The sequence below is a fragment of the Verrucosispora sp. WMMC514 genome, assembly GCF_027497295.1.
Taxonomy (GTDB): Bacteria; Actinomycetota; Actinomycetes; order Mycobacteriales; family Micromonosporaceae; genus Micromonospora; species Micromonospora palythoicola.
On sequence record NZ_CP114906.1, the window covers coordinates 4,244,669 to 4,257,421 of the forward strand.

Annotated in this window: 16 protein-coding genes; 5 read left to right on the forward strand and 11 right to left on the reverse strand. The window is 72.7% G+C overall.

Translation table 11 applies throughout. The annotated features are described in order from the left end of the window. Window position 1 precedes the first annotated feature (1 nt). A complete protein-coding gene (locus O7597_RS19785) occupies window positions 2-1,183 on the reverse strand; it encodes a DUF6596 domain-containing protein (protein ID WP_281583281.1) in 1,182 nt (393 codons plus the stop codon). A gap of 86 nt (window positions 1,184-1,269) precedes the next feature. Next, window positions 1,270-1,611 carry a YciI family protein gene (locus O7597_RS19790; protein WP_281580372.1) on the reverse strand — a complete coding sequence of 114 codons (342 nt, stop codon included), beginning with the start codon at window positions 1,609-1,611 and terminating at the stop codon, window positions 1,270-1,272. Between the two features lie 91 nt (window positions 1,612-1,702). On the opposite strand from O7597_RS19790, the gene O7597_RS19795 reads away from it, so the two are divergent. After that, window positions 1,703-1,942 carry a DUF5522 domain-containing protein gene (locus O7597_RS19795; RefSeq protein ID WP_281580373.1) on the forward strand — a complete coding sequence of 80 codons (240 nt, stop codon included), beginning with the start codon at window positions 1,703-1,705 and terminating at the stop codon, window positions 1,940-1,942. Between the two features lie 22 nt (window positions 1,943-1,964). Here O7597_RS19795 and O7597_RS19800 read toward each other — a convergent pair whose 3' ends face one another. After that, window positions 1,965-2,651, reverse strand: coding sequence for a metal-dependent transcriptional regulator (locus O7597_RS19800; RefSeq protein WP_164445595.1), 687 nt, complete (start codon window positions 2,649-2,651; stop codon window positions 1,965-1,967). Between the two features lie 99 nt (window positions 2,652-2,750). On the opposite strand from O7597_RS19800, the gene O7597_RS19805 reads away from it, so the two are divergent. The 3 genes from O7597_RS19805 to O7597_RS19815 all read left to right on the forward strand — a co-directional run bounded on the left by O7597_RS19805 (window position 2,751) and on the right by O7597_RS19815 (window position 7,468). Beyond that, complete coding sequence (locus O7597_RS19805; protein WP_281580374.1) at window positions 2,751-3,593, forward strand: sulfurtransferase; 843 nt, start codon at window positions 2,751-2,753, stop codon at window positions 3,591-3,593. Window positions 3,594-3,699: 106 nt separating this feature from the next. Continuing rightward, window positions 3,700-4,881, forward strand: a complete 1,182-nt coding sequence (locus tag O7597_RS19810; RefSeq protein WP_281580375.1) for an acetoin utilization protein AcuC — start codon at window positions 3,700-3,702, stop codon at window positions 4,879-4,881. Window positions 4,882-4,909: 28 nt separating this feature from the next. Then, complete coding sequence (locus O7597_RS19815) at window positions 4,910-7,468, forward strand: bifunctional GNAT family N-acetyltransferase/acetate--CoA ligase family protein (protein WP_281580376.1); 2,559 nt, start codon at window positions 4,910-4,912, stop codon at window positions 7,466-7,468. Between the two features lie 11 nt (window positions 7,469-7,479). On the opposite strand, the gene O7597_RS19820 is transcribed toward O7597_RS19815, so the two are convergent. The 4 genes from O7597_RS19820 to sigB all read right to left on the reverse strand — a co-directional run bounded on the left by O7597_RS19820 (window position 7,480) and on the right by sigB (window position 9,863). After that, window positions 7,480-7,887, reverse strand: coding sequence for a VOC family protein (locus O7597_RS19820; protein ID WP_269739255.1), 408 nt, complete (start codon window positions 7,885-7,887; stop codon window positions 7,480-7,482). Beyond that, window positions 7,884-8,375, reverse strand: coding sequence for an SRPBCC family protein (locus O7597_RS19825; RefSeq protein ID WP_269739254.1), 492 nt, complete (start codon window positions 8,373-8,375; stop codon window positions 7,884-7,886). The genes O7597_RS19820 and O7597_RS19825 overlap by 4 nt, the downstream gene beginning before the upstream one ends. Continuing rightward, window positions 8,372-8,731: a metalloregulator ArsR/SmtB family transcription factor gene (locus O7597_RS19830; RefSeq protein ID WP_269739253.1), complete on the reverse strand. Its 360-nt coding sequence runs from the start codon at window positions 8,729-8,731 to the stop codon at window positions 8,372-8,374. The genes O7597_RS19825 and O7597_RS19830 overlap by 4 nt, the downstream gene beginning before the upstream one ends. Before the next feature lie 121 nt (window positions 8,732-8,852). Next, window positions 8,853-9,863 (reverse strand): RNA polymerase sigma factor SigB, encoded by a 1,011-nt coding sequence (gene sigB / locus O7597_RS19835; RefSeq protein WP_269739252.1) that lies wholly within the window; start codon window positions 9,861-9,863, stop codon window positions 8,853-8,855. Window positions 9,864-10,109: 246 nt separating this feature from the next. Between sigB and O7597_RS19840 the strand changes: the two genes are divergently transcribed. Further along, entirely contained in the window at window positions 10,110-10,898 is a 789-nt protein-coding gene (locus tag O7597_RS19840) for a sporulation protein (RefSeq protein ID WP_164445590.1), read from the forward strand. A 23-nt stretch (window positions 10,899-10,921) separates the two neighbouring features. Here O7597_RS19840 and O7597_RS19845 read toward each other — a convergent pair whose 3' ends face one another. The 4 genes from O7597_RS19845 to dtd all read right to left on the reverse strand — a co-directional run bounded on the left by O7597_RS19845 (window position 10,922) and on the right by dtd (window position 12,745). Continuing rightward, a complete protein-coding gene (locus tag O7597_RS19845; RefSeq protein WP_281580377.1) occupies window positions 10,922-11,362 on the reverse strand; it encodes an SRPBCC domain-containing protein in 441 nt (146 codons plus the stop codon). Window positions 11,363-11,451: 89 nt separating this feature from the next. Beyond that, window positions 11,452-11,790, reverse strand: a complete 339-nt coding sequence (locus O7597_RS19850) for a metalloregulator ArsR/SmtB family transcription factor (RefSeq protein WP_269739249.1) — start codon at window positions 11,788-11,790, stop codon at window positions 11,452-11,454. Then, complete coding sequence (locus O7597_RS19855; RefSeq protein WP_269742608.1) at window positions 11,787-12,245, reverse strand: SRPBCC family protein; 459 nt, start codon at window positions 12,243-12,245, stop codon at window positions 11,787-11,789. Before O7597_RS19855 ends, O7597_RS19850 begins: the two co-directional genes overlap by 4 nt. Before the next feature lie 77 nt (window positions 12,246-12,322). Beyond that, a complete protein-coding gene (gene dtd, locus O7597_RS19860; RefSeq protein ID WP_269739248.1) occupies window positions 12,323-12,745 on the reverse strand; it encodes a D-aminoacyl-tRNA deacylase in 423 nt (140 codons plus the stop codon). Window positions 12,746-12,753: the final 8 nt, after the last annotated feature.

A 12,753-nucleotide genomic window follows, 5' to 3' on the forward strand; every position in this document is an offset into this window, starting at 1 on the left:
GTCAGGAGGTGAGGACCTGGTCGAGGCGGGTGGTGAGGAAGTCCCGTTCGGCATCGTTGTCGACCAGGTCCAGGGCATCCCGGTAGGCCACCGCCGCCTCGGCGTCGCGGCCGAGCCGGCGTAACAGGTCGGCCCGGATCGCCGGTAAGTAGTGGTAGCCGGCCAGCCGCAGGTCCCGGGCGAGAGCGTCGACCTCGGTGAGCGCCACGGCTGGTCCGTCCACCATCGACACCGCCACCGCCCGGTTCAACGCGACCACCGGTGAGGGCCAGTGCGTCAGCAACGCGTCGTAGAGCCGGACGATCTGCGGCCAGTCGGTCGCCTGGTAGCTGGGCGCGAGGGCGTGCAGCGCGGCGATGGCAGCCTGGATCGCGTACCGGCCGGTGCGTCCGGTGCGGAACGCGTCGAGCACCAGGCGGTGCCCCTCGGCGATGGCGTCCCGGTCCCAACCGGAGCGGTCCTGGTCCTCCAGTCGCAGCAGCCGGCCCTCGGCGTCGGTGCGGGTGGCCCGGCGCGCGTCGGTGAGTAGCAGCAGCGCGAGCAGCCCGCGTACCTCCGGCTCGTCGGGCAGCAGGGCGGTCAGCATCCGGGCCAGGTGCAGCGCGCGGTCGACCAGGTCGGCGCGGACCAGGTCACCGCCGCTGGGCGCGGTGTGCCCGGTGGTGTAGAGCAGGTGTACGACGGTGAGCACCGCGTCGAGCCGGTCGGGCAGTTCGACGGCCTCGGGCACCCGGTAGGGGATCCGGGCGGCGGCGATCTTCTTCTTGGCGCGGGTGATCCGCGCCGCCATGGTCGGCTCGGGGACCAGGAAGGCGCTGGCGATGTCGGCGGTGCTCACCCCGCAGACCAGGCGCAGGGTGAGCGCCACCTGCGCCTCCCGGGCGAGCGCCGGATGGCAGCAGGTGAAGACCAGGCGCAGCCGGTCGTCCGGCACCGCCACCTCGTCCGGGACGTCCGGTTCCGCCTGGTCCGGTTCCACCAGCAGGGGCAGTTTCGCGCGGAGCACCTGCCGTCGGCGCAGCACGTCGAGGGCCTTGCGCCGGGCCGTGGCGGTGAGCCAGGCGCCGGGACGCTCCGGTACGCCGTCGCGGGCCCAGGCGCCGAGCGCGGCCACGTACGCCTCTTGGACGCTCTCCTCGGCGAGGTCGAAGTCACCGGCGACGCGCGCCGTGGCGGCGAGCACGAAGGTCCACTCGCGGCGGTGTGCGTCCGCGACGGCCCGTTCGACCTCGGCGGCCGTGGCCGGCCCGACGCCGCGCTCGTCGGCGCTCACTCGGCTGGCGGCTCGAACAGCGGCCGGACCTCCACCCCGCCGTGGATGGTGGCCGGGTTCAGCTTGGCGATTCGCACCGCGGTGTCCAGGTCGGGTGCCTCCAGCACGAAGAACCCGGCCACGACCTCCTTGGCCTCGATGAACGGGCCGTCGGTAACGAGGTCGCCGCGCACCGCGGTGGCGGTGGTGCTCGGTTGCAGGGCGAAACCCGTCACGATCTGCCCACCAAGTTCGGCCACCTGCGCGGGATACCGCTCCAGCAGGGCGACGTAGTCGGGGGTGAGGTCCATCGGGTCGGCCGGTGCCGGCGAGTAGATCAGGACTGCGTACTGGGCCACTGGGTCTCCTTCATCGACTTGGTCCGCTGTCCCGCCGCTGGGCGGGGCCAGCACGGATGGACGCGATCGGGGAGAACCTAGACTGCCGGTGATGAGCGGAGAACGACGGCCCCTGGCGGCTCGGCCGCTGACCGAGCCGCACCCGTCCCGGCTGCCGCTCGATCATCCTGGCCGGCAGCGCATCCTCACCGAGCACGCCGCCGCCCTGGCCGCGGGTGACTCCGGCTATCCGGACCCGGAGACGGGGCTGTTCGTCCTCACGGCCAGCTTCCTGGCCCGCCGGGGCACCTGCTGCGGCCGAGGCTGCCGACACTGCCCCTACGTGACCTGAGGGCGGCGGGTGCGCGCCGTGCTCAGGCGGCGGCGACGAAGACGCGGGAGGCGATCTCGCGGGGCAGCCGGACGCTCTCGCCGGAGCGGTCGATCGAGACGGCGTCGCGTTCCTGCGCCACGGTCACCGTGGCACCCGGGTCGACGCCGGCCGCGTGCAGCTGCCGCAGCACCTCGGCGTCGGTCTGCACGCTCTCGCAGATCCGTCGCACGATGACCGTGCCGGTCAGACCGGGGAAGGCCAGGTTGCGCTCGACGTCCGTCGGCTCGGGCTCGGACTGGGGCGAGCCCAGCTCGTCCAGCCCCGGGATCGGGTTGCCGTAGGGCGACCGGGTCGGCCGGTTGAGCAGGTCGTAGACCCGCTTCTCGACCGCGTCGCTCATCACGTGCTCCCAGCGGCAGGCCTCCTCGTGGGCCTCCTCGTAGGGCATCCCGATCACGTTGACCAGCAGCAGCTCGGCGAGCCGGTGCTTGCGCATCACCGAGACGGCGGCGTTGCGCCCCTGGTCGGTGAGGCTGAGGTGCCGGTCACCTTCGACGGTGAGCAGTCCGTCGCGTTCCATCCGGGCAACGGTCTGACTGACCGTGGGGCCGCTCTGGCGCAGGCGTTCGGCGATCCGGGCGCGCAGCGGAGGCACACCCTCCTCCTCGAGTTCGAGGATCGTACGCAGGTACATTTCGGTCGTATCGACCAGGTCGTGGGTCTTCATGGTGTCAGCGGCCCTCCAGGCCTCGATGGTACCCTGCCGCACCCTGGAGGCCGGTTGCCGAGCCGTCGGGCATGTCACTCGTGGTGTTGACTGGGGGCCATGCCCGCTAGCGAGGAACTTCTGGTCGAGGCCGAGCGGCTCGCCGCCGAGCTCGACGGCACCGACCCGCCCACCCTGCTCGATGTCCGCTGGCGTCTGATCGGGCCGCCCGGGCGGGACGACTACCTGGCCGGACATCTACCGGGCGCGGTCTTCGTCGACCTGGACACCGCGCTGTGCGGCGCTCCCGGCCCGGCCGGGCGGCACCCGCTGCCCGAACCGGTCGCGCTGGAGGCGGCGTTGCGGGCGGCCGGCGTGCGGGCCGGGCACCCGGTGGTGGTGTACGACGGCGGTGACGGGATGTCCGCGGCGCGGGCCTGGTGGACGCTGCGCTGGGCGGGGCACCGGGCGGTCCGGCTGCTGCACGGCGGCTACCCGGCCTGGACGGCGGCCGGTCTGCCGGTCAGCACCGACCGAACCGATCCGGTACCGGGCGACGTGACCGTCCGCCCGGGGTCCCTGCCGGTGTTGGACGCCACGGCCGCCGCCCGCCTGGCGGCCGGCGACGGCGTCCTGGTCGATGTGCGGGCCGCGCCCCGCTACCGGGGCGAGCACGAGCCGATCGATCCGGTCGCCGGTCACATCCCCGGCGCGGTGAACCTGCCGGCGCCCGAGTACGTCACCGAGGGCCGCTTCCCGGCCGCCGAGGCCCTGCGGCACCGTTTCGCCGCCGTCGGCGTGACCGCCGAGGCTCCCGTCGGGGCGTACTGCGGATCGGGGGTGACCGCAGCCCAGGCGGTGCTCGCGCTGCACCTGGCCGGCCGCCCGGACGCCGCGCTCTACGTGGGTTCGTGGAGCAACTGGGTCGCCGACCCGGACCGACCGGTGGCCACCGACACCTGACCGTCTCCGACACCTGACGGCCGGGTCGAGGGTTCGGCGGCGGCGTACCCGGGTCGCCGGGCCCGGCCGCCGGGCCGCCGACCGGCCCTCGTGCGACCATGGGCAGATGTCCGACGACACGGTGGTGGTGTGGGACGAGTCGCTGCTCGGCTACGACCTCGGTGACCACCCGCTCGATCCGGTGCGGGTGGAACTGACCATCGCCCTGGCCCGCGAGCTGGGCGTGCTGGAACGGGCCGGGGTGCGCCTGGTGCCGCCGACACCGGCCGACGACGCTCTGCTCACCCGGGTGCACGACCCGCGTTACCTGGACGCGGTCCGGATCGCGCCGCGCGATCCGCTCTTCGCCGGATTCGGTCTGGGCACCTCGGACAATCCCGTCTTCGACCGGATGCACGAGTCCAGCGCGCTGGTCGCGGGGGCGAGCGTGATCGCGGCCGAGGCGGTGTGGCGGGGCACGGCCCGCCGGGCGGTCAACGTCGCTGGCGGCCTGCATCACGCGATGCCCGCCCGAGCGGCCGGATTCTGTGTCTACAACGACCCGGCGGTGGCCATCGCCCGCCTGCTCGACCTGGGTGCCGAGCGCATCGCGTACGTCGACGTGGACGTGCACCACGGCGACGGGGTGCAGCAGATCTTCTGGGACGACCCCCGGGTGCTGACGGTCAGCCTGCACGAGACCCCGCTCGCGCTGTTCCCGGGCACCGGCTTCCCGGACGAGACCGGCGGCCCGAACGCCGCGGGCACCGCGGTCAACGTCCCGTTGCCGCCCGGCATCGAGGACGCCGGTTGGCAGCGTGCCTTTCACGCGGTTGTGCCGTCGGTGTTGCGGGCGTTCCGTCCGCAACTCCTGTTCACCCAGTGCGGAGCGGACGCCCACCGGGTCGATCCCCTCGCCGACCTGCACCTGTCCGTCGACGGGCAGCGCGCCACCTACCTGGCGTTGCGGGCGCTCGCCGACGAGCTGTGCGACGGGCGTTGGGTGGCCACCGGCGGTGGCGGGTACGCCCTGGTCGAGGTGGTGCCCCGGGCCTGGACGCACCTGCTGGCGGTGGCCACCGGAGCGCCGCTGGATCCGGCGACGCTGACCCCGCCGGCCTGGCGGGAACTGGCCGCCGCCCGCCGGCCCGGCTTCGACGTGCCGCTGCGGATGACCGACGACGTCGACCCGGGGTACGAGCCGTGGCAGCCCACCGGGGAACCGAGCCCGGTCGACCGGGCGATCGCGGCGACCCGCAAGGCCGTCTTCCCGCTGCTCGGCCTCGACCCGCACGATCCGCGTGACTGACTGACCCGGCCGGGGAGGGCCGTCCGAGGTGACCACTGCCGAACACGCCGTGGATGTGCTGCTCAGCGACGGCAGCACGGTCCAGTTGCGGCCGATCGACCCGTCCGACGCGCCCGAGATCGTGGCGATGCACTCCCGCTTCTCCGAACGCACCCGCTACCTGCGCTACTTCTCGCCGTACCCCCGGATCCCGGAGCGGGACCTGCACCGCTTCGTCAACGTCGACCACCGGGACCGGGAGGCGTTCGTGGTGCTGGCCGGCGACCGGATCGTCGCCGTGGGCCGCTACGAACGGCTCGGCCCGGCCGCGCCCGACGCCGAGGTGGCCTTCGTGGTGGAGGACGCCTACCAGGGGCGGGGCATCGGCTCGGTGCTGATGGAGCATCTCGCCGATGCCGCCCGCCGGGCCGGGATCGTCAACTTCGTGGCCGAGGTGCTGCCGGCCAACGGGCAGATGCTGCGGGTGTTCGCCGACTTCGGGTACCAGATCCAGCGCCAGTTCGCCGACGGGGTGGTGCACCTGAGCTTCCCGATCGCGCCCACCGAGGCGACCCTGGAGGTGCAGCGCGGGCGGGAGCACCGTACCGAGGCGCGGTCCATCGCCCGGCTGCTCGCCCCGCGCGGCGTCGCCGTCTACGGTGCCAGCGCCACCGGCCAGGGGGTGGGTGCGGCGGTGCTCGGGCATCTGCGCGACGGCGGGTTCACCGGGTCGGTGGTGCCGGTCCACCCGAGTGCGGCGCGGGTGGCCGGGCTGCCCGCGTACCCGTCGGCGGCCGCCGCCGGGCTGCCGGTCGACCTGGCGGTGGTGGCGGTGCCCCCGGACGCCGCCGCCGCGGTGGTCGCCGACGCCGCGGCGGCCGGGGCGCACGGACTGGTGGTGATCTCCGCCGGCTTCGCCGAGGCTGGTGTCGAGGGCGCCGCCGCGCAGCGTGCACTGGTCCGCGCGGCGCACGCGGCGGGCATGCGGGTGATCGGCCCCAACTGCCTGGGGGTGGCCAACACCGACCCGGGTGTACGCCTCAACGCCACCCTCGCTCCGCGCCTGCCGGTGCCGGGCCGGGTCGGCATCTTCAGCCAGTCCGGTGCGTTCGGCGTGGCGCTGCTGGCGGAGGCGGACCGGCGCGGGCTCGGCCTGTCCAGCTTCGTCTCGGCCGGCAACCGGGCCGACGTCTCCGGCAACGATCTGTTGCAGTACTGGCAGGACGACCCCGGCACCGACGTCATCATGTTGTACCTGGAGACCTTCGGTAACCCGCGCAAGTTCGCCCGGCTGGCCCGGCGCATCGGCCGGGACAAGCCGGTGGTGGCGCTGGCCTCACCGGCCCGCCCACCGGGGATGGGTGACGCCACCGGCCCGGACGCCACGGCCGTCAGCGCGTTGTTCGCCCAGTCCGGGGTGATCCGGGTGGACACCGTCGGCGAGTTGCTCGACGTCGGGGTGCTGCTGGCCAACCAGCCGCTGCCGGCCGGCGATCGGGTCGGCGTGGTCGGCAACTCCTCGGCGCTGACCGGGCTCGCGGCCACCGCCTGCGCGGCCCAGGGACTCACCGTCGCCGACGGCTACCCGCGGGACGTGGGGCCGAGGGCGAGCGCGGCCGAGTTCGCCGAGGCGCTGGCCGGTGCCGCCGCCGACGATTCGGTCGACGCGTTGGTGGCGCTCTTCGCGCCGCCGTTGCCCGGCCAGTTCACCGGCACCGAGGCCGACCTCACCGCCGCCCTGCCCGCGGCGCTGTCCGGCGGCAAGCCCGCGGTGGCGACCTTCCTCGTCGGCCGTGCCCCGGCCGGGATGCCCTCGTACCCGAGCGTGGAGGAGGCGGTTCGGGCGCTGGCCCGGGTCACCGCGTACGCGCAGTGGCTGCGCCGGCCGACCGGCACCCTGCCGGAGCTGTCCGGGGTCGACCCGGGTGCGGCGCAGACGGCGCTGCGGGCGGACGACACCGACGTGGCGGCGTTGCTGGCCGGGTACGGCATCGAGGTGGTCGAGTCGGTGCCGGCCGCCTCGGTCGACGAGGCTGTCGAGGCGGCCACCCGGCTCGGTTTCCCGGTGGCGCTCAAGGCCGCGGCGCCGGGACTGCGGCACCGCCTCGACCTCGGGGCGGTCCGCCTCGACCTGTCGGACGCCGCCGCCGTGCGCCGGGCCGGTTCGGAGCTGGCGGCAGCCTTCGGCGCTGACGTCCTGGTGCAGCCGATGGTGCCGCCCGGGGTGGCGTGTGTGGTGGAGCTGGTCGAGGATCCGGCGTTCGGGCCGGTGGTCGGGTTCGGGCTCGGCGGGGTCGCCACGGAACTGCTCGGCGACCGGGCGTGGCGGGCCGTGCCGTTGACCGACCGGGACGCCGCCGAGCTGGTCGACGCGCCCCGGGCGGCCCCGTTGCTCCGTGGTCATCGGGGGGCCGCGCCGGTCGATCGCGCCGCCCTGGCCGATCTGCTGCTGCGGGTCGGTCGTCTCGCCGACGACCAGCCCCGGGTCCGGGCGCTGACGCTGAACCCGGTGCTCGCCCGGCCCGACGGTCTGTCGGTGCTGCACGCGAGTGTCCGGATCGGCTCGGCCGACGTGCCGCGCCCCGACACCGGCCCCCGCCGGCTGTGAAGGACGGTGGGTCAGGCTCGGCTGGAGATCTGCTGCACCGCCCAGGCGTTGCCGTCGGGGTCGGCGAAGAAGACGAAGCCGACGTTGTCCAGCGGGTCCGGCACCGGGCGAGGGTTCTCGCCGAGCACCTGGATCTCGCTGACCTCGACGCCGCGGTCGAGCAGCTCGGCGCGGGCCTTGCCGAGGTCCGGCACGACGAGTTGCAGGCCCTTCAGCGACCCCGGCGGCATCTGCGGCACGGCGCCCTTGCCGATGACGATCGAGCAGCCGGACCCGGGTGGGGTCAGCTGCACGATGCGGACCTCGTCGCTGATCACCGTGTCGTGGTCGACGGCGAAACCGAGCCGTTCGGCGTAGAAATCCTTGGCCCGGTCCACGTCGGAGACCGGTACGACGACCACTTCCAGCGTCCAGTTCATTGCGGTCCTCCTGTTCTCGTCGCCAGCAGTTCGGCGAGTCGGGCGTAGCTCTCGGAGACCCCACGGACCATCGGGTACCGCAGGGCGATGTCGCGTCCCTCGGGGGTGGCGTAGCGCAGGGCGGTGGTGACGGTGGTCCGCCCGGCCAGTTCGGTGAACGTGTGGCTGACCAGGGTCTCGCCGGGATACGACTGGTCGTCGAAGCGTTCGGTGCAGACGAGGCCGTGCGGCGGGTCGATCGTCCGGTAGACCCCGCGCTGGACCATCCGCTCGCCGTCGGGGCCCTGCGACTCGAAGCGCCACCGCCCGCCCACCCGCAGGTCCACCTCGCACCCGACCAACTGCCAGCCGCGTGCGCCGTACCAGCGGACGAGCAGCTCAGGACGGGTGAAGGCGGCGAACACGAGTCGCGCCGGTGCGTCGAAGACCCGGCTCAGCACGATCTCCCGATCGCCCGGCGTGTCGACCACCAGATGGTCGTCGATCACCGGGCCGTACCGCCGGTGCCGTGCGGTCCTTCCCCGGCCGCGCGCAGCTCGTCGAGCAGGGCGTCGAGACGCTGATAGCGCTCGGCCCAGTGGTCGCGGTACGCGGCGAGCCAGGCGGTGGCCTCCCGCAGCGGCGCGGCCTCGAGGCGGCACGGGCGTCGTTGGGCGTCGCGTCCCCGGCTGACCAGTCCGGCCCGTTCCAGCACCCGCAGGTGTTTGGAGACGGCCGGTTGACTCATCGCGAAGGGGGCGGCGAGTTCGGTGACGGTGGCCTCGCCGGTCGCCAACCGGGCGAGGATGGCCCGCCGGGTCGGGTCGGCGAGGGCGGCGAAGGTGGCATCCAGGTCGGTGAGCACGTCATATAACCTTCCGGTTCGATAACCAAGAGGTTTGTATCCGACGGTGCCCCTGCCGTCAAGTGGAAACAGCACATCGGCCCCCGGCGAACCGCCGGGGGCCGATGGCCGAACGCTCAGCTCAGCAGGCGTACGCCTCCAGTCGCTGCGCCCGCTCCGGTGCCCGCAGCTTGAGCAGCGTCACCTTTTCGATCTGCCGGATCCGTTCCCGGGAGAGGCCGAACTCGCGGCCGACCTCGTCCAGGGTGCGCTGCCGGCCGTCGTCGAGGCCGAACCGCAACCGGATCACGGCCTGCTCGCGCTGCGAGAGCGTGGCCAGCACGATGCTCACCTCGTTGCGCAGTTCGCCCTGGGTTGCGGCGTCCCCCGGTCCGGCGGCCGGGTCGACGGCGGCGACGAAGTCACCGAGGGCGCTCTCGCCGTCCTCGCCGACAGCCTGGTCCAGACTCACCGGCTCCCGGTCGTAGGAGATCAGCTCGATCACCTGGAACTCCGGCACGTCGAGCGCGCGGGCCACCTCGGCGACCGTGGGCTCCCGGCCCAGCGACACCGCCAGCTCCCGGCGGGCGCGAACCATCCGGTTGACCTGCTCGACCATGTGGACCGGGATGCGGATGGTGCGGGCCTGGTCGGCCATGGCGCGGGTGATGGCCTGTCGGATCCACCAGGTGGCGTAGGTGGAGAACTTGTAGCCCTTGGTGTAGTCGAACTTCTCCACGGCCCGGATGAGGCCGAGGTTGCCTTCCTGGATGAGGTCGAGGAAGGCCATGCCCCGACCGGTGTACCGCTTGGCGATGCTGACCACCAACCGCAGGTTCGCCTCCAGCAGGTGGTTCTTGGCCGCCCGGCCCTGCCGCGCGACGAGTTCCAGGTCGGCGCGCAGTTCCTCGGAGACCGGGGTGCAGGTGCTGAGCTTCTCCTCGGCGAACAGGCCGGCCTCGATCCGCTTCGCCAGGTCCACCTCCTGCACGGCGGTGAGCAACTTCGTCCGACCAATTCCGTTGAGGTATGCCCGGACCAGGTCGGTGGAGACGCCGCGCTCGTCGGTGGCGTCCAGGTCGGTCAGGGTGTCGACGCCGTGCTCCGCCTCGGTGCCGGCGTGCGTCCGGTGCTCCGTCATCTGCTGGGCCATCTCAGTCTCTCCCCGTGTCCACGTCCGTGCCGTGTCCGCCGGCCAGTCGCGCCGGTGACAAACAGCTTGGCGGTCGGGGCGTAAAACGGGAGTGAGGCGATCGGGGAACCGACAGTCTCCGAGCCGGCACTCGGTGGCTCGGCGGTTCGGCCGGTCGGGCTTGTCGGCGCCGGTTACCGTGCCAGCGGTCGGCCGTCGGGCCGGCGTACCGGCTCGGATGCGGGCGATCGACGGACGGAGGCAATCGTGGTGTTCAAACGGCTCATGCAGGCGATGGGAGTCGGTGGTCCGTCGGTGGAGACGGTGCTGTCGAATCCGAACTGCCGGCCGGGCGGCCACCTGGAGGGCAGCATCGCGGTCACCGGCGGCGACCACGGGGTCGACGTGTCCTACGTGGCACTGGGGCTGCTCACCCGGGTGGAGGTGGAGAGCGGGGACAACGAGTACACCACCAACCAGGAGTTTCAGCGCCAGCAGGTCACCGGCCCGTTCCGGCTGGAGGCGGGGCAGCGCTACGACGTCCCGTTCCGGTTCGAGGTGCCGTGGGAGACCCCGCTCACCGAGTTGTACGGGCAGCACCTGCACGGCATGACGATGGGTCTGCGTACCGAACTGGAGGTGGCCCGCGCGGTCGACAAGGGCGACCTGGACGCGGTGGCGGTGCACCCGCTGCCGGCCCAGGAGCGACTGCTGGAGGCGCTGCTACGGCTCGGTTTCCGGTTCTCCCGTGCCGACGTGGAACGCGGGCACATCTACGGCGTCCACCAGACGTTGCCGTTCTACCAGGAGATCGAGTTCTACCCGCCGCCCCAGTACGCGGGCGCGATGAAGCAGCTGGAGGTCACCTTCGTCACCGACCCTCGGCAGGTGCAGGTGGTGTTGGAGCTGGACAAGCGGGGCGGACTGTTCACCGAGGGCCGCGACGTCTTCGGTCGCTTCGCCGTCGAGCACGCCTCGGCGGCCAACACCGACCTTGCCGCCCAGCTCGACGGCTGGCTGCGTCAGTCGCTGCAACGCCGCGGCCTCTTCGGCTGAACTCCGCGATCCCGCGCCGTACCTCAGTGCCAGTTGCTTATCTGCACGTCGTGCGGCGCGGGCTCACCCTTACCGGTCTCGACCAGCCGCTTGAGACTCATCAGGTAGATCGCCCACTTGGTGCTGCAGTGGTACATGAACTCCACGGGCTCGCGCCAACCCTCGTGCCGGAACAGCACGATCGTGAAGTCGTCCTCCCGCTTCAGCTCGAAGCGGACCCGGGTGCCGATCCACTCCTCGGGGCCGTCGACGACCTCCCAGAGCACCAGCTCGGCCGGCCGGCTCTCCAGCACCTTCATGTCGAAGCCACCGGGGATGAACCGGAATCGGAGCACCCCGCCGACGTCGCCGTCGCCGCCCGTGTCCTCGGTCCACCAGTTCGCGAGCCCGTCGACAGTGGTCAGGGCCCGGTAGACGTCCTCGGGAGCCGACTTGACGCCGACCCGGTGCAGGATGTCCAACATCTCGATACCTCGTTTCTGAGTGATGACGCCCGGACATGGGCAGGCTGGATCGCGCCGCCACGGACGTGGCGGCGGTCGGGTGGGTGGACTCAGCTCTGCTGGTCGCGCTGGATCGCCTCGGCGATCCGCTTGATCCGTCGCAACCTCGCGTCCCAGGTGGCGCCGACCGCCGACAGTTGCGCAACCGCGCGGGCGAGTTGTGCCTCGTCGACCTCGTAGCGGCGTTCGCGGCCGGACGGCGTGCCGTGGACGAGGCCGACCCGGCCGAGTACGCCGAGGTGTTTGGCGACCGCCTGCCGGGTGACCGGCAGCTGCTCGCTCAGCGTGGTCGCCGTGCCGCCGCCGTCGGTCAGCAGCAGGTCGAGCATCCGCCGCCGGGTCGGGTCCCCGACGGCGGACCAGAGGTCGTCGTCGACACCGACACTCATCGAGTCGACACCAGCCGGGCCACGTAGTCGACGAGGCGGGGCAGGAAGTGGTCCCAGCCGGTGACGTGGTCGCGGTAGTGCTCTTCGAGCACGGCCGCCTGCCAGCCCCGCTCCCGGAACCCGGTCTCGGTGAGCCGCAGCAGCGTCCCGGTGCCCGACGGGACCAGTTCGAAGGTCACCAGGAGCGAGTTGGTCGGCGTCGCGACGGCGAGATCGTCGTACACCCACCGGAACGAGAAGCGCCGGGGCGGGTCGGCCGCCACCACGGTCAGTGGCACGACCTGGGTGTTCGGCGTGTCGCCGAAGGTGATCGTCCCGGTCGCGCCGGGGACCGGTTCGAGGTCCGCATCGTCCGGCCACCACTGCCGCAGGTGTTCGGGCGCGGTGACGACCTCGTAGACCACCTCGGGCGTGGCGTCGATGTGGATCTCGCGTTCGATGCTGCCGTACTCCATGCGCTCCTCCATACCTGCAACCGTTGGTTGCGTATGACTCTAGGAGGTGTCGGCGGAACGCGCAACAATTAGTTGCGCTACAGGTCGAGGAGGATGGTGCGGGGACCGACGTTGACGCTCTCCACCAGCATGTGCGCGCGGAAGCGGCCGGTCTCGACCGTCGCGCCTCGCTCGCGCAGCGCCCGGATCGTCTCCTCGACGAGCGGTTCCGCCACCTCGGCCGGGGCGGCCGCGGTCCAGCTCGGGCGGCGGCCCTTGCGGGCGTCGCCGTAGAGGGTGAACTGGCTGACCACGAGGATCGGCGCGCCGATCTCCGCCGCCGACCGCTCGTCGTCCAGGATGCGCAGCTCGTGCACCTTGCGGGCCATCGTCCGAGCGATCTCGGCCGTGTCGCTGTGGGTGACTCCGAGCAGCACCAGCAACCCGTCGTCGACCGCGCCGACCACCTCGCCGGCGACGGTCACGCTGGCCCGGCCGACGGTCTGCACCACGGCCCGCATCAGGCCAC

What these genes read in the sequence shown, in the direction of transcription:
- O7597_RS19795 (WP_281580373.1), top strand. Translation starts at nt 1,703, where the DNA reads ATGAGCGGAGAACGACGGCCCCTGGCGGCTCGGCCGCTGACCGAGCCG.
- O7597_RS19800 (WP_164445595.1), bottom strand. Translation starts at nt 2,651, where the DNA reads ATGAAGACCCACGACCTGGTCGATACGACCGAAATGTACCTGCGTACG.
- O7597_RS19805 (WP_281580374.1), top strand. Translation starts at nt 2,751, where the DNA reads ATGCCCGCTAGCGAGGAACTTCTGGTCGAGGCCGAGCGGCTCGCCGCC.
- O7597_RS19810 (WP_281580375.1), top strand. Translation starts at nt 3,700, where the DNA reads ATGTCCGACGACACGGTGGTGGTGTGGGACGAGTCGCTGCTCGGCTAC.
- O7597_RS19820 (WP_269739255.1), bottom strand. Translation starts at nt 7,887, where the DNA reads ATGAACTGGACGCTGGAAGTGGTCGTCGTACCGGTCTCCGACGTGGAC.
- sigB (WP_269739252.1), bottom strand. Translation starts at nt 9,863, where the DNA reads ATGGCCCAGCAGATGACGGAGCACCGGACGCACGCCGGCACCGAGGCG.
- O7597_RS19845 (WP_281580377.1), bottom strand. Translation starts at nt 11,362, where the DNA reads ATGTTGGACATCCTGCACCGGGTCGGCGTCAAGTCGGCTCCCGAGGAC.
- O7597_RS19850 (WP_269739249.1), bottom strand. Translation starts at nt 11,790, where the DNA reads ATGAGTGTCGGTGTCGACGACGACCTCTGGTCCGCCGTCGGGGACCCG.
- O7597_RS19855 (WP_269742608.1), bottom strand. Translation starts at nt 12,245, where the DNA reads ATGGAGTACGGCAGCATCGAACGCGAGATCCACATCGACGCCACGCCC.
- dtd (WP_269739248.1), bottom strand. Translation starts at nt 12,745, where the DNA reads ATGCGGGCCGTGGTGCAGACCGTCGGCCGGGCCAGCGTGACCGTCGCC.